We start from the raw sequence: 22979 nt of genomic DNA on the forward strand, positions 1-22979 counted from the left end.
ATGCCAATGCGTGGCATAGGGTGAAGGTCAGATAGAGCCCGGGTCCCGATCAATGTCGATCGGGACCCGGGCATCGAACGTTGCCGTAATTACAGCCGCAGCGAGACGCCGGCGACAAGCTGCCGTCCGAGCAGATCATACCCCATCACGGTATTGCCGCGCAGCAGCCCGATCCGCGAACGGCTGTCCGGGATGAGTGGCGGATCGCGGTCGAACACGTTGTTCGCGGCCAGCCGGAACGTCATCTGCTTGTTGATGTCGAAGCTCAGCGCGACGTCGATCCAGTTGTACGAGCCAACGCCCGGATATTGATCGCGGCGTGCGCTCACGTCCTGCGCGGGGATGCCGGTGTCTTCGGGCGCATAGATGTCGAGCGGCATCGCGCCGCGGTGACGCCAGTTGACCGACAGGCTGGTCGAGCGGTCGGGCGCGGTCCAGGTGGTGCGGAACTGGTGTGCCCAGCGCGGCATGCTCTCACCGCAGAGATTGCCGAAATACCCGACGCAATTGCGTGGTTCGATGGTCGGCGACGACTGCGAACCGACGCGGGTCATCAGCGTACCGTTGAAGCTCATGTCGAGCCGCCCGAACCCGCCGAGGCCGACATTATACTGCCCCTGGAAATCCCAGCCGTGCGACTGCGACTTGTAGCCATTGGCCGAACCGCGGGCCACCCAACCGGTCGCCGGGCTGGTCGCAGGCGAACTGGACAGCGTGCCGGTGCCGGGGTTGCGGACGATGCCGCGGCAGAAATAGTCGTTCCCGGTGGCCAGGCACTCGCCGATGATGTTCTGCGGCTGGAGGAAGTCGAGCTGGTCCTTCAGGTCGATCAGCCACCGGTCGATCGACACCGTCAGGCCGGGCAGGAAGCGCGGGCGCAGTACGACGCCGAACGTCTTGGTATAGGCACTTTCCGGCTTCAGTTCGAATCCGCCTTCGCGCACGGTGCACCGATCGTCCGGGCAGATCAGCGAGGCGCTGCCGTAGAGATTGTCGGCAAGACCGGTGTTGCGGCACTGCTGCAACGTCGCGGACGGTGCCAGGCGCCCGCCATTGGGGTTCGACGGATCGACCCGCGGTGCGCAAGGATCGGAATAGAAACCTTGGTTCCAGAAGATGTTGGCGGCGCCCTGCGCGGTGCTGACGCCCGGTGCGGCCTGCGACTTGTTGTAGGACGCGCGCAGCGTGATGTCGGGTATCGGCGCCCACAGGCCCTCGACCTTCCAGGTATCGAACTTGCCGTCGAGCCGGTTGTATTTCGACACGCGGTAGCCGGCATTGACCTGCAACAGTTCGGCGAACCGACGGTGTTCGATCAGCGGTGCCTGCACCTCGGCATTGGCCTCGAGGATGCTCTGCGTGAAGCGCTGGTTCTCGCCGCCATTGTTCTGCTGGAAGATCTCGTTGACGATCGTCCGTTCCATTTCCTCGCGATATTCCGCCCCCAGCGCGATCGCGATGCCCTGTTCCGCGAGCGGCGAGGTGATGCCGTATTTGCCAAGGTCGCCGCTGACGGTGCCGACGAACTGCAACAGCCGCGGGATGCGCGTGCTGATCCCGCCGGTCGCGCCGCCATAGAGATACTGGTTGAGCGCGGCGTCCTGGTTGAACGGCGCGAACGCATTGAACGGCACGCAGGACGGATCGGTGCCGTTGACGACCGCGCGACAGGTCGGCGTCCCGTTGACGCGGACGACGTCGAGCGAGCGATTGATGTTGTCGAAGCGCGCGAACGGCACGTCGATGGTGTCGAGCCGCGCGCGCGAGATCATGCCAGCGACGTCATAGGACCACACGTCGTTGAACCCGCGCCCACGCAGGCCCGCGACGATGCGGTAGCCCTCGTTGGTGAAGCGCTGCTGCACCAGCGGCAATCCGTCGAAGCGATAGCGGACGTCGATCGGCGCATATTGCCCCGCGACGCCGGCATTGGCACCGCACAGATCCTGAGCCTGCGCGCCCGACAGGAACGCGTTGTCGCAATTCACGCGGAACGGATCGGTGCCGTACGCGCCGAAGTTGAAGGTGCGGTTGAGCTGCGTGTTGTACGATTTGTCGCGGTAGAACAGCCCGTTGCCGTAAAGCTCGATGTCGTCGCTGATCTTCGCGGTCAGGAAGCCGCCGACGTTGATGCGGTTGAACGCGCGCTGCACCGCCCAATTGTCATAGGGGTTGGCGGAAGTGCCCGGCGGTCCGCTGTTGATCGGAATGAAGGTGCCGTTGCCGTTGGGATTGTTGACCAGGATCTGCCCGGCGCGCGGCCCCGACTGCGGAATGATCGTGCCCGCCGGCGTGAAGCTCGCGCGCGAACAGCCGAGCGGCGAGGTGTTGGTCGGCTGGACCGCTTCGCAGACCGAATAGGACCGATCGACCAGTTCGACCGGGTTGGACTGGCGATAATTGACGAAGCCGGTGATGTTCACCCGGTCGTGGAACAGGTTGGCGCCAGCAGCCAGGCTGACGTCGGACCGTCCGCCATCGTTGGTCAGTCCGCGCTTGGCGTTGAACCCGGCGCGCCCTGCCGCATCGGTGACGGCATTGCTGTCGTTGTCGTGATTGAAGAAGCTGTAGTTCGCGTCGAGCCGGATACCTTCGAAATTCTTCTTCAGGACGAAGTTGACGACGCCCGACACCGCGTCAGAGCCGTAGACCGACGAGGCACCGCCGGTCAGCACGTCGATCCGCTCGACCAGCGCGTTGGGGATGATGCCGACGTCGACCGTGTTGGCGAGGCCGACGCGGAGGCCGTCGATCAGCGTCAGCGTCCGCTCATAGCCGAGGCTGCGCAGCTTGATCCGCTGGCGTCCTTCGGAATCGCTGAAATTCTGTTCCGAGTTGACCTGCACCTGCGGCAGGCGGTTCAGCACTTCCTCGATCGTCGTCGCGCCTTGCGCGGCGATCTCCGCGGCGGTCGTCGTGACGATCGGTGCGGCGGAACGGTTGTTCGGCCGCGTGATGCGCGTGCCGGTCACGACGATGTTCCCGCCCTCGCGCTGATCTCCGGCCCGGTCCGTATCCGCGGCCAGCTTGGCGGACGCGACGGGATCGCCGATCGCGATCTGGCCGTCCTGCACAGCGTCGCCAGCCCCTATCGTGGCACTGCCCGTATCCGAAGCTTGACCTTGGGTTTGAGCCTGAGCCGGCAACGCGACCAACGCAGCCACGCAGCATGTCGTGGCCATCAACCCCTTGAACGAAACCATTCTATTCCCCCTTATATTCCAAGAGGGCACAGGGATGCTGCTGCGCGATCGACTACTTCCGACCCTGTCCGGAAGCATTCGTGAACTTTACGCCGCTCGTTCATCGGGATCTAACGCCCCGTGAGCTCGCTGACATTGCTCGGCAGTACCATCCCGACCCTCGGACAGGCACATGCTGTCACGTTCGAAATAGCAAAACAATACCAATCACGCTGCAAACCAGAGGTGGTATGATATTTAGTCTATCAGCTGTTTTGATCGGTATTGATGGCAGTGTCGTCGACACGCGTTCTCGCCGTTGCCCAAGATGCCATCCGCCTTGCCTGGAACTGCTCTTACAGCGTCTCTTCCGGACAGCGCCGAATCGGGCAGAGGATTACGGTTGGGGCGCCGTGGGCGGCGAAGCGACGTTGGCTGCCGGTCGGGGTGATCGGCCCCGCCCTGCTCTTTCCCGCCACTCGATCGCGCCCCGGGCGTGCTTGGTCTTGCCGTTTAGGGAGGCGTGGCGTCGTCTCGCCTCCCTGAACGTTCCCGCTACAGTCCCAGCGACACCATGATGCGCAACCGGTTGTCTTCGCTGGCACCGCCGATGCTGCCCGAATAGCCCGACGTGATCGTCAGCCGCTCGACCGGCTGCCAGGCCAGATCGAGCGACACCAGCGCCGCGTCGCGCGACAGTGGCGCACCCGAGACCTGGAACGTCTGGCCGCCTCCTGCAAATCGTACCAGCGAGCGCGGGGTGACGTCGCCCAGCGCATGCTGCCAACCGATCCGCGAGCGTGCACTCAGGCCCTCGGCGATCGGCGTCTGGCCGCGCATGCCGAGCGTGGTCAGCGTGAACACCTCGCTGGCATCGCGACCGGTCAGCGCCACCGCGCTGTTCGTTTCGGCAAAGCCGTCGGTGTGGACGCGGTAGAGCTCGATCCCGGCAAAGGGTTCGACGGTACCGCCGAACATCGCCGTGGGCAGCCCCGCCTCGACGAACCCGTGCAGGACGTCGCCGTCATAGTTCGAGCGCGCGACCGCCGCGAACCCGGGGAACGCGATGCCACGCGTGACATCGGCACTTGTCCAGGCGTAGCCCGCCGCGGTGCGCACCGCGACCGGACCAAGCGTGCCGCCTCCATAGCCGAGGACCTGCTTGGTTTCGACTTCTGCAGTGCTGCCGCGCGTGGCGATCGACAGGTCGGTCCGGCTATAGCCACCGGCCACACCAAGCCGGGCACCGTCGAGCGCCAGGTCGACGCCACCGAACGCGCCCCAGCCCGAGCGGGTGGCGCGGGCGGCGTTGCGATCACCGTCGTCGGAGCCGCGCTGGCCGAGGATCTGGCCCCAGATCCCGCTGGCGTCGCCGGGCTCGAGCAGGCGGGTCCGCGTCGCGTCCTCACCGGTCTGCGCGCCGCGCAGCATCGTCGTGCGGACGGTCGCATGGACTTCGCCCGCCAGGTCGTCGAACGCATCGCGGACGACCGCGTCGTCGGGCACCAGCGTGAGTGCGCCATAGGCGGCGTTGCCGACACCCAATCCGGCAAAGGCGGGTGCGACCGCAGCCTGGTTGCGCGTCGTCGCCAGCCCAGCCAGCGATCCGCCGGTGCGTGCCACCGCGATCGCGATCGCGGTGTTGCTCTGGAGGAGGCGGAATTCAGTGCCGTTCGTCGGGGTCTGGACGACGGTATAGCTGCCGGTGATCCCGCCATTCGCGGTCAACAGCGTGTAGCGGCTGCCGACCGTATAGGCGCCGCCGTCGCGCGTGACGTTCAGGATGGCGCCGCTGGCAAGCGTCGCAGTGCCGCCGACGGCGATCCGGTCCGAAAGCCCGGCTGCGGTCGTCTCGGCGAGATAGGTCGATCCGCTCGCCTGGGCGAAATTGCCGGTGACCGCGAGCGTGCCGGGGCTGTTGCCCGGTGCGACCGTTCCGCCCGTCGCGACGACGAGACCGGCGATCGTGCCGACCCCGCCGAGGGTCGCGCCGTTGCCGACCGTGACCGCCGAGGGCAGCGCGCCGGCAAGGACGAGGCGCCCGGCGTTGACCGCAGTGGCACCGCTGAAACCGGACTGGCTGCCGAGCGTGAGCGCGCCGCTGCCGATCTTGACGAGCTGCCCCGTGCCGGTCAGCGCGAGCGCGGCGGTACCGTCGACGCGCTGGTCGAACACCAGGATACCCGCGTTGGCGATCCCGCCGGTCAGCGTGGTCGCGGTGCCGGTCAGGCTTGCAGTGCTCGCGATGGTGGTGCCGTTCGCATAGGTCGAGGGTGCGGTGAGCGTCCAGGCGCCGGTGTTGACCGCCAGCGTCTCGAAGCCCGTCGTTGCGCCGAAACTGCCGCCCGCGCCGCCCAGGTTGACGCGGTCGATCCCCGCGCCGCCATCGATCGTGCCGGTGATGACCGACCCGGTCAGGATGTTGAGGATGTCGTTGCCGTCACCCATGTCGATCGCACCCGCGGTGCCGCCGGTGATTGTCCCCGAATTGGTGATCGTATCGGCAAACCCACCGACCAGCGTGATCGCACGGCCGGCGCCGCCACGGATCGTGCCCGCGTTGTTGATGGTCGTCGCACCGTCGGCGACGCCGCCCGCATTGGTGTCGTGGTTGATCAGGATACCGGTGCCCGCACCGAAGATCGTCGCGCCGGCAGTGTTGACGATCGTGCCACCGCCCATCGCGATGCCCTCGGCACTGTTCGCGCGACCGCCGGAATCGACGCCGTTCGCGCTGAGGCCCTGGATCGTGCCGCTGTTGGTCACCGAACCGATGAAGTCGATATCGACGCCGTCGCCATCGCCGTTGATCGCGACGCCGTCCCACCGCCCGGTGATCGTGCCGAAGTTCACGACCGTACCCGTGCCGTCGGAGCCGATGCCCGAGCCGTTACGCCCAACGATCGTGCCTGCATTGTTGACCGTCACCGCGACATCGCTGGTGATGCCGTGGCGCAGGCCCGAGATCGTGCCGGTCGCCTGGTTGTTGACGACGCCCGAGCGCGCCTGCCAGTCGATGCCGTCATAGCTGTTGTTGGCGGGGCCGTCGGAGAAGATCAGACCGGCATTGATGACGACCGCGCCCTGGCCGGGGCGGATCGCGTCCTGGCCGAACGACTGGATGATCCCGGTGCTGGTGTTGATGATCTCGATCGACGAACCGCCCCCGATCGCATCGAAGTCGATCGCCTGGCCGCCATTGGTCGAGCGGATCGTGCCCGAGTTGCGGATCGACACGTTTGCGCCGCGCGGGTTGCCGGCAATGCGGATCGCGTCGTTCGCGCTTTCGATCAGCGCACCGGTCTCGTTGCTGATGTTGAGATTGAGCGAGCCGTTCGTCGACAGGTCGATCGCGCGGCCGTTTGCGTTGCGATTGCTCAGCGTGCCGAGGTTGGTGACGCTGTTGCCGACAAAGCCAGAGCCTGCTGCGCCTGCGACGGTCGCCGCGAGGTTGCTCGTCAGCGTCGCGCCGGTGCCGATATAATAGCCGAACGCCGCCTGCTGGCCGGTCAGCGTCAGCGTGCCCCCGGTAACGTTCAGTCCGCCGGTAAACGCCTGCGCACCGATCGACAGGTTGCCGGCGCCGGTCTTCGACACCGCGCCGTTGCCGGCGATCGCGCCGGTATAGGTCGTATTGGTCGCCTCGTTGATCGTCAGCAGCCCGCGGGTGGTGATGCTGCTCTGCGACAGCGTCGCGGCGTTGCCAAAGACTGTCGTGCCGCTGCCGACTTCGATGCCGTTGGCATAGGCCTGCAGACCCGTCAGCGTCCAATTGCCGGTGACCGATCGCAGCGATTCGAAATTGACCGAGCCGGCAAAGCTGCCACCCGTATCGAGGCCGGGAAAGCCGAGGCGGACGGTATCGGTGCCGGTGCCGCCATCGACGATGCCGGTGATGATCGATCCACCCTGGATGTTCAGGATATCGTCGCCGCCACCCATGTCGATGGCGCCCGCGGCACCGCCGATGATCGTGCCGGAATTGGTGATGGTGTCGGAAAAACCGCCGATCAGCGTGATCGCGCGGCCCGTGCCGCCCTGGATCGTGCCGGCGTTGGTGATCGTCGTCGCATTGACCGCGCTGCGACCCGCATTGGTGTCGTTGCTGGCCAGGATCCCGGTACCCGCGCCGAAGATCGTCGCGCCGGCGTTGTTGATGATCGTGCCACCGCCGATCGCGACGCCCTCTGCGGTATTGGCGCGACCGCCGGAATCGACGCCGTTCGCGCTGAGCCCCTGGATCGTGCCGTTGTTGATCACCGAAGCGAGCAGGTCGATGTCGACGCCGTCGCCATCGCCGTTGATCGAGACGCCGTCCCACCGGCCGGTGATCGTCCCGACGTTGACGACGGTGCCCATGCCATCGGAGCCGACCCCCGAGCCGTTGCGGCCGAGGATCGTACCGGCGTTGTTGACCGTCACCGCATTGTCGGCGGTGACGCCGTGGCGCAGGCCGGAGATCGTGCCGCCCGCCTGGTTGTTGACGATGCCTGACCCCGCCTGGAAATCGATGCCGTCATAGCTGTTGTTGGCGGCGCCGTCGGACAGGATCAGCCCGGCATTGGTTACGACCGCGCGGTCGCCGGGGCGGACTGCGTCCTGGCCGAACGACCGGAGTTCGGCACCGGCATAGTTGTTGATGATGACCGTCGGGCCGAACGTGACCGCATCGAAATCGAGCGCCTGGCCACCATTGGTGCTGCGGATGATACCGTAATTGTCGACCCGGATCGTGCCCGACGTCGGTGCGACGTTGATCCGGAAGGCGTCGTCCTGCGATTCGATCAGGCCGCCCGCGGCATTGGTCAGCGTGATCGTGCGCGGGTTGCTCGCGCCCGATGCGTTGATCGCGCGACCGCCTGCGGCCGTCGTACGGATCGTTCCAGCATTGGTGATCCGCAGGCCTGTCGAACTGGTCGTCCAGCTGATCGCGGGGGTCGCGCCCGGCGCCAGCGTTCCGCCGGCCTCGACCGTGAGCGTATCCGTCCCGCCGACGGTCTTTGCGGTGGTGTCGGTGGTGCCCTGGCGGACGACGATCGCCTGTTGGGCAAGCGACGCAGTGGGCACGAGGCCTGCGACGAGCGTGGCGTAAGCGAGTACGTTCAGGCTCGCGCCATTCGATTTCGTAAGCATGTCTCTATTCCCCCCGGTCGGCCTTTGCTGGGCCAATTCCGGTGCTAGGCGGGGCATATGACGGATATGTTACGGTCTGTAATATTTCGAGAACGACGCCGTGGACGAGAAAGTCATGCGTCAATGAACAATCCCGGGTCTGCTGTAGGCCTTTGGGTGTGAGTCAGTTGGTTGTAAGCCAGGCTGCCATATTGAGCTTGTCACAGCAGGCGTCATCACGACCATCTGTTCCGATACTATCGGCCGACACTTGCTCCAGCTGTCGTGTCTCCAAAAAGCCCAGGTCACGATGAATCTAGTGGCAACCTCAGCAGGTAGCTGACAGCTGACAGCGGACGTGCAGCCGGCTGAGGTCGCCGCGTCGGGCTCAGGAAATCGGAACGCCGCCGGTGACGGCGACGACGTTGCCCGACATGTAGCTCCCCTCCGCCGAAGCGAGCATCACATACGCGGGAGCGAGTTCGCCCGGCTGTCCTGCGCGGCCGATCGGGGTGTCCTGGCCGAGTGTTTCCAGTTCCTTCGGTGACTTGGCGATCGGCTGAATAGGCGTCCAGATCGGGCCGGGCGCCACCGCGTTCACGCGAATGCCGTCGCTGGAGAGGAGGTTGGACAGGCCCACCGTCAGGCTCGAGACAGCGCCCTTGGTCGCCGCATAGACGATCATGGTCTTGCCAGCGACCTTGGCCTGCTCGCTGGTCGTGTTGATGATCGCCGAGCCCGGCTTCATGTGCGGTGCAGCGGCCTTGGCCAAACGGATCATGGCAAAGACGTTAGCGGCGAAAGCGCCCTGCATCTCGTCATCGTCGATGCTATCAAGCCCCTCGTTCATGGTCTGCGCGGCAGCATTGTTGACGAGCACATCGATGCCGCCAAGTTCCGCGATCGTACGCTCGACGAGGGTTACGCAGTGATCCCGGTCGCGGAGATCGCCCGGCAGCAAAACGCACCGCTGTCCTGCCTTCTCGACCCAAGCCTGCGTCTCTTCGGCATCGGCCTGCTCGTCCGCAAGGTAGGAGATCGCAACGCTTGCACCTTCACGGGCATAGGCAATCGCCACTGCCCGGCCGATACCGGAATCTCCGCCGGTTATAAGCGCGACCTTGCCCTTGAGCAGGCCCTTGCCGACGTAACTCTCCTCGCCATGATCGGGCTTGGTCCGCATCGCGGTCGTCAAGCCGGGGCGTGGCTGCTGCGGCTCATCGGGAAAACGTGTCGGCTGGCTGGTGCGCGGATCGTCGGTCATATCGGTTCCTGCAGATGGGGATCAGCAGCAAACGGCTCAAAAGATAGAACGTGCCAGGCAGCCGCTGTCACGAGCGGGCATCGAGCCGAACCTGTTCCTCCACATCCGCACCCTCTCGTGGCAGATGTCGATGCTCCGCCCCGATCACCAGTCCGTGCATCAGCGCCGACACAGGGTGATAGCGACCCTCGCAACACCGAAACATCGTCGACGCAAATGCGCAGCGACTTTACAAACAAGAGCGCACGGCGATGATCGCGTGGCTGACCTTCCAACGTGATGCTGAGCGTTTGACGGCAAGAGCGCATATGGCATCGAACACGCGTTTGTGCCTCCGTGGAGGCGACATGCCCGGCGTTGGGATAGGGAATGGGGTAGGATGCCAAGGTTCCAAGAGATCGAAGGCTTGCGTGATTTCTGGGCGGGAATGATCGGCGGGGCACCGGTATCGCCTCCGGTACCGTTGCGCCCGTTGTTCGATACTCTGGGACTTGGGCTCGAACAGGCGATTTCACATTGCGGTCGCGAACGCCCGGACTGGGATGCGTTCGTCGCCTGGATCTTGTCCACCGCGGGCAAGCCCGATCCGGCCGCGCTGTCGCGGTACGGCGCCTGGTATCGTGGCGAGGTCGCACCCGAAGCCGAACGCGTGCGGCAGGCGGCGGTGATGGCGACCGCGCCAGTCTTCTCCGATGCCGAGATCGCGACTTGGGAGCGCGACGGCGTGATCGTGCTGCGGAACGCCATCGCTCCCGACGATGCCGCGGCGATCGCCACGCATCTCTGGACGCTGAAGGGCGCGACGCCCGACGACCCGATGAGTTGGTACGGGGGCCGCGAGGGTGGCATCATGGTGCAGCAATTCCAGCATCCCGCAATGGACGTGCCGCGTCGCGCGCTGCGCGTGCATCGCGCCTTCGCCCAGCTCTACGGCCATGCCGACCTGATCGCGTCGTGCGACCGGCTAAGCTTCAATCCGCCGGTGACAAAAGCCTATGCCTTTCCAGGACCGGACCTCCACTGGGATACCAATCTCGCGTCGCCGATTCCGTTCGAAACGCAGGGCATCCTGTATCTGACCGATACCGCCGGTGATCAGGGGGCGTTGCGCGTGGTGCCGGGCTTCCACCACCGGTTGTTGGCTTGGCTGGAGAGCCTCGACGGTCGCAATCCTCGCGATGTCGATCTGGCGGACGAGGCCGTGGCGATTGCGGGCGGGGCCGGCGATCTGGTGATCTGGCGACAGGAACTGCCGCACGGTGCCAGCGCCAATCTCGCAAAAGTCCCGCGCATGGCACAATACGTCAATCTCTACCCGATGCACCGATCCGATACGCGGGCCTGGATCTGACCCGGCCCTTCATCTCGGGCCCGAACGACAAAAGGTGCGGACCGAAAGCGCGACCTAGCGCACACGCCGATCGCGCCGCAGCCGACGCCGCTTGAGCAGTTTCGGGATGCGTTGCAGCGGGTGAGTCACATACCACAAGCGCGACGGACCGACGTGCTCGCCGGCCGGTACCGAAAACAGCAGCCGGGTCGACCAGCCTCGCAGGTCGCCCAAGTCCGATGCGAGGAGCAGTTTTGCGCCCATCTCCGCCCAGCCGCGCCAACGCGTATGCGCAAGATCGGTGGTGCCGCCGCCCGCAGTGACGACATGCGCGGCCGCCGCGACCAACAGTCGCAGGCGCAGCGACCGCCGCGGTGCGAAACCAGGCGGCAGCGGCGTATCCAGGAAACGATGCGCGAGCAGGATCGCGGAGGCTGCGGCGCGCTCTTGCCCGCGCGCGACGGCCGCGATCCAGAGCCGCTCGCCACCATCGTCGGCATTGGCCAGCAGCGCGGCGACATCGCCCAGCCAGCGCAGCCGCGCCCACAGATGCGCAGCACCGTGCGCGCACAGATAGGCGAACAGTGCCTCGCCCTCGAGCGTAGGGAGTGCTGTCCCAGGTGTGATTTCCACCATCTGCACGCCGCCGTGATCGCGCGGTGGACGTTCGTGGGGATTGTCGGTCATCCTCCAGTGCAGCTCGACGACATGACGGGTATCCCGATGCGTGAGCGCGATGTCCTTGGCGAGAGGCAATAGTCTCGCAATCCTCGCACCCAAATCTCGAGCGGCCAAATCTTCAGCCTCGAGGTCTCCGACGGGGGACTCGGACAGCCGATAGCCCGCCGCGCCCAGCAGCGTTGCGGCATGAGCTGCTTCGCTGGGACGCACCAGCAGGTCGATGTCGCCGAACTGGCGGGCGTCGAGTGAACCATAAGCCAGCATCGCAAGTGCGCTGCCCTTCAGGAACAGAGGCTCGATCCCCTCGGCCTCGAGCAGTGCGCGCAACCGGATCGCCTCGCGTGCGAGCCGAAAAGGCGCGACCGGATCATGCCGCTTGGCCAGGGCTGGGGGGACCACCGTCCCTGTGCGGCGATACCCCGCGACCACCAGCGGCATCACCTGATGCCTGCGCGCTATCGCGGCAACGCGTTCGTCGTCGAGCTGCGGCATCGGCACCGCGTGCGCGTCGTGTCTGGCAAGACAGGCGCAGACGAAAGCGAATTCGCGGCTCGAAGCCGAAGGGGCGTCGGGGGCATGCGTCGACATCAAGCAGTGCAGCGGTCGCTGACGGGGCGGCTCACAACTTTCCGCCCCCTTGTACGATCGCCGTCCTCCCGTGCATCAGGAGGCGCGCGATAGGCAAGGGGACCGCTGATGCAGAACCGAACGGCCAAATTCGGATGTCGATGGGCAGTCCCGATCGTCATGACGGTCGTCGCCTTGCCCTGGTCGATCGTAGCGGCAGGGCAGGACATCGTCGTGACAGCGCCTGCATTACCGCCTTGGCGCGCACTATTGATCGCCGATGCAGGCAACCGGATGCACTGCCGGATCATGCGATCGACCGGCGACGACGGGCGCGATGCGACGGGCTGCGATGCGATGATGCAGTGTTTCGAGACCGCCCGCCCGCTGCTCGCGGCACGCGAAGGAGAGGCGTCGCGCGTACGTCGCCGCCGCTTGGCAAGCGTCAATCGCGACATGCAGACCTGTTTTCAGTCGGTGACCGTGTGGGTTCGCGGCATGACAATCGGGGATTGGATGGCACGGCGTCCTATCGTCCCGGTGCTTGGAAAGTGACGACATAGGTCCCGGGACTGATCCCCGAAGAGAGATTGAGCGTGAAGCCGTCGGCGCGCGCGGACAAATAGGCAGTCTTGACGAGCGCCACCGCCGCAGGATTTGCCGCCGAGACCACGGGATAGCTCGCCGACGCATAGGGATGGGCATAGGTGATCGCGAAGATGCTCCCGGCACTCGCGCCCCGGCCAGTGACCAGCGTCACCATGCCGGACATGCCGCTAGCGTCAATCGTCGCGCTCGCATCCGGTCCCGCACCCGCCAGCACCTGTACGGTCGGGGCGGCGGTGTCTGCGAGCACGACGCTGCGGCGCACGCCGTCTGCCATCGTAAAATAGGGCTTGGCCGCGGCATCGACCTCGAAAGCGCCGCCCTCGGGCACCGATAGCAGCGCTGCGCCCGCGCTTGTGAACTTGAGCGGACCGAAGCCCGGCGACGCCGCGCCCGCGCCGATCACCACCCAGCCTCCGAAATTGGCGCTGGGCTTGGGGGTCGCGCCAGTCGCGCCGCCGGGGAAAATCACTTGCTGGTAGCTGTTGGCGACGATCGCATTCAGGGATCCGAAGCGTTTGGGATATTGCTGCGACACCTGCGAGCTATGGATGCCGGTGCCGGTAAACAGCGCCCAGCGCCCCGCGACCTCGCCTGCCGTGAACGCCGCATTGTCGACCAGCACCATAATGCCCCCGGCATGGCCGGTCTGCCCGCCGGTCCCGGCTTGCCAGTAATCGGCCACGATCCGGTCGCCCTGCTGGACCGCGGCATAATCGTTCATCTTGGTACCGCGCGTCTTTACCCAGTAATTGGCGACACCGGCCGGATCGGCGCCGTAGCGAAAGCCCAGATATCCCGTATTGTCGGGATCGGTCCCGTTTACCTGCATCGGGGAATCGCCCACCGTTCCCGAAGCATTGGCAACCGCAGGCGTGCCGGCGATGTCAGTGCCGACGATCGTGGTCTTCGTGATCGACAGCGCGTCCGCCTCGGCCAACGCCTTGGCGGCCATCGCGCGCGCGACCGGATCGACTGACGGTGAGACGATGGGGCCTGCGGGCGGGACCAGCAGGCTTTGAGCCATCGAAATCTGGTTGGTCATGCCGCCCGCCAACAGAATCGCGATGCCTGCGGTCATTCTCCTCATGCGCTGTCTTTCATAGGCTCTCGGGCCGGTGATGCCCGATGCTCCTTCATCGACTCTCGATTGGCAATAGCGCCTCGATCCCATACGCTCGGCCTATGCTAGCGCCGCGCATCTTGACTGCACGTGTCCACGGATCGCGCCCGCCTCGACAGGTGGCATAATGGCTCTCATTCCCGCCTCCCTGAAAGATGCGCCCGAATTGGATGCGATCGTCGCATTCCTGCGCGGGCTCGGGATCGTCGTTCGCGAAGGGGCATTGCCCGACGACTGTTTCGTGCCGGGAATGACCGTGCGCGACGGCGCGTTGATCTATGACCCGCTCTCGCCGGGCTGGGTCGGTGATCTGTTGCATGAGGGCGGACATCTGGCGGTCACCGATCCGGCGATACGCGCGACGCTGCCGATCGTCCTCCACGATCCCGCAGAGGAGATGGCGGCGCTCGCGTGGTCCTATGCCGCAGCGATGGCGATCGGCCTGCCGATCGGCACGCTGTTCCACGCCGGCTACAAAGGCGGGCCCGAGTATCTGATCAATGCCTTTACCCAGAGTTCCCCAATCGGACTCCCGATGCTCCAATATTGGGGCATGGCGGCGTGCGGCGACGCGGTGGCAGCGGGCGAGCCGGCCTATCCGGCGATGCGGACCTGGCTTCGCACTCGCTGATGCGAATATCTTCGTGCTGGCGCGGGCGCGTAACAGGCTGAAGAGAATCGTCGCCTTCGTCCGCCATGCCCGCGCCCTCGCGTTACGAGGTCGTTCCCACGCCGGTGTTCCTTTGCAGCCGGGTCCCTTCTACGGCCCCGACGACCGGTTGATCGCCGGTGCGCAGACAGGGGCGTTCGCGTTCGTGAGGACGAGCTGGACTGGACCGCTTGCCGCGATGTGACCCGACAGAGACCGGTCGCATCCGTCGATACGGCGGATCTCCATCGGCGGTGCGGGGATGGCGACAATCGCCTGACGTCGATAGCCGCGGTCGAGAAAGAGGATCGCCCCCTGCTCCTCGTCGCGCACGTTGCGCTCGGCAAAGGCGGTACCCCCGACTACGATGGTCTCGGCATCGACCGACAGCCCGCGGGTCATCATGTCGCACACCGCCACCTTGACGCCATCGGTCGAGACGAGCTCGCCGCCGAACGATCCACAGGTCAGGACCGCGCCGTTCTCGAGCACCGCGAAGCTGTGGCAGCCCAGGCCGTCCACCGGGATCTGCGCGATCGGACGCCAGTCGCGGTCGAACCGCATGATCTCGCTTGGTCGACCGGTCTTGTCAGCGCCATTGTGGAGCATCAGCAGGATCGCATCGCCGCACGCGATCAGCGAATTGACGTGCGCATAGCCCCGCGCCCAGTCGTCGCGGCCATCGTCCGTACCTGAATCACGCAGAAAATTTCCCGGGATGGGATGCAGTATTTCGCCCTCCCCGCCGGTCAGCGGATAGCGCAGGATACGCTGGTTATAGGTGTCGATGACGCATATCCGACCGTCGACGATGTCGATCTGATGACAACCATTGTCGAGCCCCGTGGCGATCACGTCGGCCGCGGCGATATGCGCACCCTCCCGCCGAAACCGCACGAGCCGCCCGCGCGCGCTCAGGCTATGAACGCGGTCGCACGCCTCGAACGCTAAGATCATGTCGTCGTGTATCGTCAGCCCATAGAACAAGCCGTAGGCGATCAGTTTGACCCCTGCACGGTTTGCCGCGAACAAGCCGCGCCGGGTGCCCACGATATGCTCGTATCCCGACAGGTCGGGGTCGACCAGGCGGACAGTTCCCGATCGATAGGCCTGTGTCGCAAGCGCGTATCTAACAGTGTTGCGACCTGCGCCCATGCACCTTCATTCGATCTGCGCATCGAACCGTCAAGCGTCGATCTGCAAGCATCGATGGATGATCGCACAGAACTGGTTGCAACAAGACTTGCATCGTAGTGTTGATGCTGCAATGAATATCCGTCTTCTACTTTAGAGTCGGGTTCGTCGCTATAGTAAGAAACTAACATAGATCTATGGGGGACGACGCATGAACGAGGTAGGCCCGGTGGTTCAGAAGGAAGTGTGGGTTGCTCCTGAAATCCAGACGCTTGATGTAGGTGAGACGTATCGGTTCAATCTTCGCGGCAATGACGGTGGCCCCTACGTGGACGCTACCCGCTCCTAAACTTCGCTTCGCCCAGACCGTCTAATCACCGCGATACTACCGATCGCAGGGGTCCTGCTGCACGTTGTGCGCGCGGGTCATGGTAGCGCGCACACAGTTCATCACCTCTTCGGCCCTGTTTCGTCGCGCCGGTGCGCTGCTGTCAGTCTGCGCGGGATAGGCGAGCACCGGCACCCGCGATGCAATGGCGAGGATGTCTTGGATCAGCGTGTCGCGCATGGGCAGCGCCGCCATTCGCCGCCGCCGGAACAGGTGCGGCAGCAACTGTGCGGCGGGCGCGACATCGGCTGCGTCGAGGATCACGACCGCACCGAGCGCTAGCGCCTCCCGCTGACGGTCATCAGGTCGGGCCAGCCACTTGCCAAGCGGGTCGCCGAGTACCGGTGCCGCATGCGGATCGACCGGGCCCGCGGTGTCGGGATGCAGACGAATGGTGGGTCTTCCCCGCTGCACGTCGATCCGGTGCCGCCCGACCGACAGCACCACCAGGTCGTCCGCGATGAAGCGTGCGCCCAATGCCATCAATCCGGCAGTCAGTGTCGACTTGCCCGCCCCCGACCGGCCGACGACCAGCACCGCCCGACCGTCGATGGCGACCGCGCTCGCATGCAGCGGGACCAGCCCGCGCCAAGCCGCGATCAGCGCCGCGACGGTGCTATAAAAGCTGACAGGCATCACGCCGGTCCAGTCGCGATCGGGCTTGTACGCAATGGTGGACGCGGAGATATCGAATATGACCTCCTCGTCCCAGCAGAAGCGGATGCCGTCGGCGTAGACGAAGCCTCTGTCGACCGCACGACCGGCCGGGCGATCGGCAAGCCGGTTGACGCGGTACACATCGATATCCCCCGCCCGGTCACCACCGTCGTCGACCGTATCGAACCCGCTCAGCGCGATGTCCGATCGCCAGAGCAGGCCGAACGCGCTGGCCAGATGGGAGGCCGGCGGGATGGGATCAGACGAGATGAGCAATCTTCAGATCGCGCATCTGATCGAGCAGCGCACCGACCGCCGTCGTGCAATCGTCAACCGATACGGCGAACCGCTCGATCAGCTGCGACTCGATCGCTTCCCGGGTCTGCGGCGTTTCCAACGCCTTCCACACGATGCTCGCGGTGCGGTTCAGCGCCAGATAGGTGCCCGTCGCCAGATCGATCATGACGAAACTGTCCTCGACCTCGGTTCCGACCCAGTCCGCGTTGCGCGCCCACATATCGCTCATCGATCCTCGCCCCGCATCACTGCCCGGCATACAGCGTCGTCGAGCAACGCGTCCGCCTCACCTCTAGGCCATCTATAGATCGCCACGTCGCGCGCAAGGCGCGCCGCATCGGACACCATGCGCTGTGCCAATCCGGCATGATACGCCGCGTTCACACGATGGCGGTGCACCAGTAGCGTCGCGACCGCCTCGACCGCACGGCAGCGCTTCGGCTTCGCAATGTCATCCAGTACCAGGATCGCGCCCAAACGCGCCGAAGCGCAGGATCGATCGTCGGGTACAGGATGGAAGGGGCGCTCCGTGTCGCCCAACGCGCCCAGATGATAGCCGCCTGCAAGTCCCGAGCAGCGTTCTCCGACAATGGCGATGCTGTCGTCGGCGATCAGCCGCGCGCCTTGCGCCATGAAAGCCGCCGCCAGCCGCGACTTGCCGCTGCCCGATCGCCCGACGATCGCCAGCGCTCCGTCGACGCCAGCGGGCAGTACTGCCGCAGCATGAAGCATGAAGGCGCCGTGCAGCCACATCGTGGCGGGCAGCGCGGTCGCGATCAGCAGCGCTTCGATCATGTCCGGCGCCATGTCCGGCGGAATGAGCAAAGCGGGCGCGACGGTGATCGCGTCTTGCGTGCAACGATAGCGTGCGACGTGGGGCGCATCGAAAGCGAGCGTAATGCCGTCGAACGACCAGAGCGGCGCTTCGGGCCATGCGCCGCCTGCTCCCCAGGTGATGCGAATGGGGTCGCCCTCGTGATGGGGCCGGTTCAGCGTTCCTGCGATCGGACGGTTGCTGTCGAGGATCCGGTCGAAGCCGATCAGCATCAGGCGGCGCAGATGTCGAAGGCAAGGCAGATCCGCCGCTCGGACGTGCCATGCGGAAAGGTGCGATGATAGCTGTGCGACGGGAAGAGCATCAGCATGCCGGTTTCGGGTCGCACGAGGTCCACGCCATAGGCTGCCGCAGCCTGCGTGCCGACCTCCTCGTCCGACAAGCCGAAGGCGATGCATCCGCCGGCATCGGTGCCGTTCGTAATCCCGTGCGGGACCTGAACATAATATACCCCGCTCAACCAGGCGGACGGATGGATGTGCCAGCTCTCGTACCCCGCACCGTCGGTGATGACGCACCAGCAGTTGAGCAGGCCTGCATCGGGGCGGGCGCGGACCCAGGGATGATCGCTGTCCGCGATCGCGGCCACATGGCGTTCGGCCGCGCGCACGATCGTGTCGAGCAACAGGTCGACCAGCGGCACGTTCCCGACCGCGGGCTTGTCGATCCGCCAGGTCTGCTCGGATGCGGTGCCGTAGCGTCCGAAGCGCTGCTCCGGATGATCGAGCAACGCGCGCGCCAGCGCCGCGTCGAAGCCGGCGCGGGTGAACCCGGGCGGCGTATCGATCGTGCCGGCATGATGGAACGCATCGAACCCGGTCGCGATGCGCGCTTCCTCGATCCGTCCGGCGCAGGCTAGCGCGCGAGCCCGCGCGGCGAAGGCATAGCCATGCGAAACCCCGGCGTCGGCAAGGGCATCGAGCATCGCGATCGCCGCGTCGGGGTCGTCGGCCTCGAGATGCATCGCCGCCATCCGCATGCAGGCGTCGAGATTCGCCGGTGCCAGCGCCAGCGCGCGCACCAACCGGTCATGCGCGACGTCGCGTTGCCCGAGCCGCCGGTAGGCCTTGGCCTGGTCGGCCAGCACCTGCGCATGGGACGGGCCGACGGGCAGATTTTCGAGAACGCCGACGGCGCGATGCGTGTCGGTAAGCGTCCCGCGTGCGAACAGCGCCTGAACTAGGACTGCGCTTTCGCCGTGGTTCTGCGGGACATCTTCATCGAACAGGGCGATGACGGTATCGAACGCATCCTGTTCGATCAGCGCGCTGGCGAGTTTCAAGCGCAGCAGCGGTGCATCGGGCCGTCGTGCATACGCCTCGCGCAGCAGCGCGAGTTCCTGTCGTGCGCCAAGCGGCTTGGCCCGCTCGATCGCGATCCGGAACGCGGTGCGCGTCATGCGATCCCCAGCCACGGCGCAACCATCCCGCTCGCCATGATCACGCATGGATACGTCGCGGCAAAGGCTAAGGGATAGGTATTCAACCCCATGATCACGGCCGTCGCGACATGGAAAACGGCCATCGCCGTGACCAGCGCGAGGCCAAGCGTGGGGGACAGAAACGCGAGCAAGAACAGCGCCTCGACCAGCATCACCGCCCATGACAGCGCGATCGCCGCATGGCGGTGCTGCACGATCATCGCGGCGAAGACATGCCCGGACTGATGGCTCGTCATCGCTGCGGCGATCGCGGTGCCGTCCCGCCAGAAAGGGCGGGCAAGCTTCGCCACGCCCGATGTGACATAGGCGATCGTCACCTGGCCCGCCGTCCAGATCAGACCCGCGAGGCAAAGCCGGCTATCGTCCGCGATCTGCCCGGCCGCGATCAATGCGGCACCGGTGGAGGCAACGAGCGCGATCTTGTCCGCGCCATCGCTACCGCGCATCGGCACGGACAGCAGCGCGGTGGACCCGATCACGACCAGCAACGCGATCAACACCGCGGGCATCATGTTCGCTGCGGTCAAAAGCGGCAATGCGACCCCGGCAGCCAACCGTGCCACCGGCATGACCAGCAAGGCAGGTGGCGAACAGAGCGGCGAGGCGAAGATCGCCGGCCTGATCCGCTCGACCGCCAACGCTCCCAGATCGACGCCAAGCGGACGTCCGGGGTGATAGACGCGCCGGATCGCGATCACCTCCAGCGACGACAGGACGCACCAGATCGCAAGTGGCACGGTCGTCAGATGCAGCGTGGCGGCATAGGCGGCATAGGCGGCAGGCGGGATCACCATCGATGCCAGGCCGACACGAAATCCACCCCGATCGTGCGCGCCTGTCGTCCGGTCGTGTGGACAATCGCAAATTGCCGGTTACGCACCCCTCGATCATGCGGCGCCTCGAGCGCGCACCGCAGCACCATGAGATACCGCAGCGACTGCTGGATTTCAGCCACCATGCCCTGCCTGCAGACTCGCGCGAGATCCTCGCCGAGCGTCAGGATGACGATGGTCACCCGCGCCTGCGGGTTCCAGATCGCGTGATGCCAGCACCGCGTGGCGTCGCTCAGAACCGGCTGCCAGCCGCCGATCCGCCCCGCCGCATCGCGGTCGCGCACGATCAGATGCGTGTCGCGCGCCAGATCATCTGCGCCCAATGTCGAAGCCTGTGCGAAGAAGCGCCATTCGGGAAGGATCGCGAAGGAATCGAGCAGAAAGCGTAAGCGGCGCAGCGGCCAGACCTGGACCAAGGCGGTCATCACGAGGCCGGCGACCACGATGACCAGCGCCGAGCAACCGATCATCGCGCCAGCCGCGCGCGACGCCACGCGATGAGCGCAGCGACCGTCGTGGGCTCCGACAGGCCCAGTAAAGCCGGAGGCACCGATGGCAGTCGGTCCGTCGGCTGCGCATCCAGCCAAGCCAGTTCGTTGCGCGTCAACGTCAACGAACGCGTTCCTCGCATGCCGTGCAGAGGTCGGTTCGACCGAACCAGCGATAGCGATGCTTTGCTAGACCGGTGTAGAGCGTATCGCGGATGCCGCGCGGAAGATACGCGAACAGGCGCACCATGCGCCATGCGCCGCCCAGTTCGGCAATCGCGGCGAGCACCGCATCCGAGCGTTTCAGCGGGCCTGCCGGTCCGATCACTATCATCGTCGCCGGATCGTCGGGCGATTCATCGCAAGCGAGAAGAATTTCGCGACCGCGTAGCGAGCTGGCGGGCAAGAAGGACAGGCGATCTCGATCGTGCCGCTTCAGGCAGCGCACATAGAAGTTGCAGACATTGCAGTGGTCGTCGAACACGACGATCATTCCGCGCTCCTCGATGCACCGCGCCGACGTCCGCGTGGTCTGGACAGGGTGTGTCGCATGCACGAGCACGAGGGTCAATTCGGCGGTGAGAGTCGGCGGTGCGGGTCGGCGGTGCGGGTCGGCGGTGCGGGAGGAACTGATGGGGATCGCGGCGATGACGGTTGACGGATTATATGCGCTCGCGTCGCTCGACGGCGCGCCGCTGCCCATGAGCGATCGCCGGACGCTGGGTCTGACGCGCGACACCGACGACCGCATGCTCCTCGTCACGCGCGAGGGTGGCGAGGCGATCGTTGGCGTCGACCATGCCTTGCTCGGCCATATCGACGAACGCGACGCGTTGGCGGTGATGCTGGGGCTCCCCCTCGCGACCCCGTCGGCCACTCTCGCGCGGGCCGCCCTCGCACGCTTCGGCGACGATGCGCCGTCGCACATGCTGGGCGAATGGACCTATGTGGCTTGGGATAGCGACAGTGCGACGCTGACGCTGATGGCGTCCGACACGCTGCGCGACAGGCTGCTGTTCGCGAGCGATGGGCGTCGCGTCGCCGTCGCCTCGCACGTCGCCGCACTGGCGCGGCTCGACTGGGTCGAGTCTGCGCCAGACACCGCGAACCTCCTGCTCTACATGGGACGGGCACCGATGCGGGGGACGATCGGCGACCGGACGATGCTGCGCGACGTGCGGCGCGTGACAGCCGGCACTTGCGTGCGGATCTCGCGCGCGGGCGTACGGACGAGCGTACGCGCTCCCCTCCCTGCGCCGACGCCGTGGCGAGGCAATTTTGCCGATGCGGTGGACGCGCTCGATGCTTTGCTGCGCCGAATTTCGCGCGAGCAGATGACGCGTCATCCCTCCAGCGCCGTGCTGTTGAGCGGGGGGCTGGATTCTTCGCTGACGACAGTATTTGCCGCCGCCGAGCGCGGGGCCGGAACGCTCATCGCGCTGACCTCTGCGGCACCGGTGGGCAGCGGCCTGCCCGACGAGACGGCATTTGCGCGGCAGGTGGCCGATCAAGCGGGAATCGCGATGCGCTCCGTCATTCCCGCAACCGATGCCGATCCCTTCCGGCCAGCCGATGCGATGCTGCGCTGGTTGCAGCATCCGGTCATGTCGCCGCGTCATTATCTCTACGATTCGCTCTACCGCGAGGCGCTGGCGCACGGTGCCGATGCCGTGCTCGATGGATGCGAAGGCGAGTGGAGCGTGACCGCGTATCCCGATGGCCTGGGACTGCGCCAGCGGATGCGCGACGGACTGTTCGGCCTGGCCGGGCGATTGGCTGCCCGCTCGCCGCAGGACGGCTTTCAGGTCCAGTTGAGTTCATCCGCGCTGCGCATCGCCGAACGCGAGCTGCGCCCCGCGTTGCACGTCCCGTCCGCCGCCACCAAGATTCATCGCCGGGACGAGATGTGGGGCTATTCGCCATCGATCGTGCAGAGCCTCAACGAGACGACGACGACCCCGATGCCGGGTCTGCGCCGCCTCCTGCCGTTGCGCGACCGGCGCCTGCTGATGCTGTTCGCGGGGCTTCCCTATCGCTTCGTGACCGAAGGCGGGGTGAACCGCGCCGTTGGCCGCGCGCTGCTGGCGGGCAAGGTGCCGGATACCGTGCGGCTGCGCACGCGCGGCATGCCCTTTTCACCCGATTATGCATCGCGGATCCATCGTCATGCGCAGTCGACGCGCGAACGTCTGCCCGACTATGTGCGGGCCGGTGTCGGCGAGTGGCTCGACCTTGCCTGGCTCGACGGCGCGCTCGGCGCAATCGCGGCGCGGCCCGAGGCACCGTATGATCTGATCTTCAAGGCCCAGGCGACCGCGATGGCTGCCGCGTTCCTGTCGCATTGGCTCGATGATATCCGGGCTTGATCCACTGCCGCGCAGTGCTAACCTCA

General features: G+C 65.9%; 17 protein-coding genes. 4 read left to right on the forward strand and 13 right to left on the reverse strand.

Translation table 11 applies throughout. The features are described 5' to 3' along the window. Window positions 1-89 precede the first annotated feature (89 nt). The 3 genes from O6W96_RS19280 to O6W96_RS19290 all read right to left on the reverse strand — a co-directional run bounded on the left by O6W96_RS19280 (window position 90) and on the right by O6W96_RS19290 (window position 9558). Window positions 90-3203 (reverse strand): TonB-dependent receptor domain-containing protein, encoded by a 3114-nt coding sequence (locus O6W96_RS19280; protein WP_353471041.1) that lies wholly within the window; start codon window positions 3201-3203, stop codon window positions 90-92. A 534-nt stretch (window positions 3204-3737) separates the two neighbouring features. Further along, a complete protein-coding gene (locus O6W96_RS19285; protein ID WP_353471042.1) occupies window positions 3738-8315 on the reverse strand; it encodes an autotransporter domain-containing protein in 4578 nt (1525 codons plus the stop codon). Between the two features lie 367 nt (window positions 8316-8682). Next, the gene (locus O6W96_RS19290) at window positions 8683-9558 is read right to left on the reverse strand and encodes an SDR family oxidoreductase (RefSeq protein WP_353471043.1); all 876 of its coding nucleotides are present in this window, start codon (window positions 9556-9558) and stop codon (window positions 8683-8685) included. A 379-nt stretch (window positions 9559-9937) separates the two neighbouring features. Here O6W96_RS19290 and O6W96_RS19295 point away from each other — a divergent pair, with 379 nt between their 5' ends. Further along, on the forward strand, window positions 9938-10909 hold the full coding sequence (locus O6W96_RS19295) for a phytanoyl-CoA dioxygenase family protein (protein ID WP_353471044.1): 972 nt from the start codon (window positions 9938-9940) through the stop codon (window positions 10907-10909). Between the two features lie 54 nt (window positions 10910-10963). On the opposite strand, the gene O6W96_RS19300 is transcribed toward O6W96_RS19295, so the two are convergent. Next, window positions 10964-12061: a nucleotidyltransferase domain-containing protein gene (locus O6W96_RS19300; RefSeq protein ID WP_353471079.1), complete on the reverse strand. Its 1098-nt coding sequence runs from the start codon at window positions 12059-12061 to the stop codon at window positions 10964-10966. Between the two features lie 204 nt (window positions 12062-12265). Between O6W96_RS19300 and O6W96_RS19305 the strand changes: the two genes are divergently transcribed. Continuing rightward, window positions 12266-12691 carry a hypothetical protein gene (locus O6W96_RS19305; protein WP_353471045.1) on the forward strand — a complete coding sequence of 142 codons (426 nt, stop codon included), beginning with the start codon at window positions 12266-12268 and terminating at the stop codon, window positions 12689-12691. On the opposite strand, the gene O6W96_RS19310 is transcribed toward O6W96_RS19305, so the two are convergent. After that, complete coding sequence (locus tag O6W96_RS19310; RefSeq protein ID WP_353471046.1) at window positions 12666-13832, reverse strand: hypothetical protein; 1167 nt, start codon at window positions 13830-13832, stop codon at window positions 12666-12668. The genes O6W96_RS19305 and O6W96_RS19310 overlap by 26 nt on opposite strands. A gap of 160 nt (window positions 13833-13992) precedes the next feature. On the opposite strand from O6W96_RS19310, the gene O6W96_RS19315 reads away from it, so the two are divergent. Beyond that, window positions 13993-14496, forward strand: coding sequence for a hypothetical protein (locus tag O6W96_RS19315; protein WP_353471047.1), 504 nt, complete (start codon window positions 13993-13995; stop codon window positions 14494-14496). A gap of 129 nt (window positions 14497-14625) precedes the next feature. Here O6W96_RS19315 and O6W96_RS19320 read toward each other — a convergent pair whose 3' ends face one another. The 8 genes from O6W96_RS19320 to O6W96_RS19355 form a co-directional block, all read right to left on the reverse strand. Next, on the reverse strand, window positions 14626-15669 hold the full coding sequence (locus O6W96_RS19320) for a hypothetical protein (RefSeq protein WP_353471048.1): 1044 nt from the start codon (window positions 15667-15669) through the stop codon (window positions 14626-14628). Between the two features lie 364 nt (window positions 15670-16033). Next, window positions 16034-16969, reverse strand: a complete 936-nt coding sequence (locus O6W96_RS19325) for a hypothetical protein (protein WP_353471049.1) — start codon at window positions 16967-16969, stop codon at window positions 16034-16036. Further along, window positions 16953-17219, reverse strand: coding sequence for a PqqD family protein (locus tag O6W96_RS19330; RefSeq protein WP_353471050.1), 267 nt, complete (start codon window positions 17217-17219; stop codon window positions 16953-16955). The genes O6W96_RS19325 and O6W96_RS19330 overlap by 17 nt, the downstream gene beginning before the upstream one ends. After that, window positions 17216-18037, reverse strand: coding sequence for a hypothetical protein (locus tag O6W96_RS19335; protein WP_353471051.1), 822 nt, complete (start codon window positions 18035-18037; stop codon window positions 17216-17218). Before O6W96_RS19335 ends, O6W96_RS19330 begins: the two co-directional genes overlap by 4 nt. Further along, window positions 18037-19224, reverse strand: coding sequence for a 2OG-Fe(II) oxygenase family protein (locus tag O6W96_RS19340; protein WP_353471052.1), 1188 nt, complete (start codon window positions 19222-19224; stop codon window positions 18037-18039). The genes O6W96_RS19335 and O6W96_RS19340 overlap by 1 nt, the downstream gene beginning before the upstream one ends. After that, window positions 19221-20060 carry a hypothetical protein gene (locus O6W96_RS19345; RefSeq protein ID WP_353471053.1) on the reverse strand — a complete coding sequence of 280 codons (840 nt, stop codon included), beginning with the start codon at window positions 20058-20060 and terminating at the stop codon, window positions 19221-19223. The genes O6W96_RS19340 and O6W96_RS19345 overlap by 4 nt, the downstream gene beginning before the upstream one ends. Continuing rightward, window positions 20054-20593, reverse strand: a complete 540-nt coding sequence (locus O6W96_RS19350; RefSeq protein WP_353471054.1) for a hypothetical protein — start codon at window positions 20591-20593, stop codon at window positions 20054-20056. The genes O6W96_RS19345 and O6W96_RS19350 overlap by 7 nt, the downstream gene beginning before the upstream one ends. 115 nt (window positions 20594-20708) lie before the next feature. Next, entirely contained in the window at window positions 20709-21080 is a 372-nt protein-coding gene (locus tag O6W96_RS19355) for a thiol-disulfide oxidoreductase DCC family protein (protein WP_353471055.1), read from the reverse strand. Window positions 21081-21219: 139 nt separating this feature from the next. Between O6W96_RS19355 and O6W96_RS19360 the strand changes: the two genes are divergently transcribed. After that, a complete protein-coding gene (locus O6W96_RS19360; RefSeq protein ID WP_353471056.1) occupies window positions 21220-22953 on the forward strand; it encodes an asparagine synthase-related protein in 1734 nt (577 codons plus the stop codon). Window positions 22954-22979 lie beyond the last annotated feature (26 nt).

The sequence above is a fragment of the Sphingomonas faeni genome (genome assembly GCF_040407495.1).
Classification (GTDB): Bacteria; Pseudomonadota; Alphaproteobacteria; order Sphingomonadales; family Sphingomonadaceae; genus Sphingomonas; species Sphingomonas faeni_D.

What these genes read in the sequence shown, in the direction of transcription:
- O6W96_RS19345 (WP_353471053.1), bottom strand. Translation starts at nt 20,060, where the DNA reads ATGGTGATCCCGCCTGCCGCCTATGCCGCCTATGCCGCCACGCTGCAT.
- O6W96_RS19290 (WP_353471043.1), bottom strand. Translation starts at nt 9,558, where the DNA reads ATGACCGACGATCCGCGCACCAGCCAGCCGACACGTTTTCCCGATGAG.
- O6W96_RS19360 (WP_353471056.1), top strand. Translation starts at nt 21,220, where the DNA reads ATGGGGATCGCGGCGATGACGGTTGACGGATTATATGCGCTCGCGTCG.
- O6W96_RS19295 (WP_353471044.1), top strand. Translation starts at nt 9,938, where the DNA reads ATGCCAAGGTTCCAAGAGATCGAAGGCTTGCGTGATTTCTGGGCGGGA.
- O6W96_RS19300 (WP_353471079.1), bottom strand. Translation starts at nt 12,061, where the DNA reads ATGCCGCAGCTCGACGACGAACGCGTTGCCGCGATAGCGCGCAGGCAT.
- O6W96_RS19335 (WP_353471051.1), bottom strand. Translation starts at nt 18,037, where the DNA reads ATGCTGATCGGCTTCGACCGGATCCTCGACAGCAACCGTCCGATCGCA.
- O6W96_RS19280 (WP_353471041.1), bottom strand. Translation starts at nt 3,203, where the DNA reads ATGGTTTCGTTCAAGGGGTTGATGGCCACGACATGCTGCGTGGCTGCG.
- O6W96_RS19315 (WP_353471047.1), top strand. Translation starts at nt 13,993, where the DNA reads ATGGCTCTCATTCCCGCCTCCCTGAAAGATGCGCCCGAATTGGATGCG.
- O6W96_RS19310 (WP_353471046.1), bottom strand. Translation starts at nt 13,832, where the DNA reads ATGAGGAGAATGACCGCAGGCATCGCGATTCTGTTGGCGGGCGGCATG.
- O6W96_RS19355 (WP_353471055.1), bottom strand. Translation starts at nt 21,080, where the DNA reads ATGATCGTCGTGTTCGACGACCACTGCAATGTCTGCAACTTCTATGTG.
- O6W96_RS19330 (WP_353471050.1), bottom strand. Translation starts at nt 17,219, where the DNA reads ATGAGCGATATGTGGGCGCGCAACGCGGACTGGGTCGGAACCGAGGTC.
- O6W96_RS19320 (WP_353471048.1), bottom strand. Translation starts at nt 15,669, where the DNA reads ATGGGCGCAGGTCGCAACACTGTTAGATACGCGCTTGCGACACAGGCC.
- O6W96_RS19305 (WP_353471045.1), top strand. Translation starts at nt 12,266, where the DNA reads ATGCAGAACCGAACGGCCAAATTCGGATGTCGATGGGCAGTCCCGATC.
- O6W96_RS19340 (WP_353471052.1), bottom strand. Translation starts at nt 19,224, where the DNA reads ATGACGCGCACCGCGTTCCGGATCGCGATCGAGCGGGCCAAGCCGCTT.
- O6W96_RS19285 (WP_353471042.1), bottom strand. Translation starts at nt 8,315, where the DNA reads ATGCTTACGAAATCGAATGGCGCGAGCCTGAACGTACTCGCTTACGCC.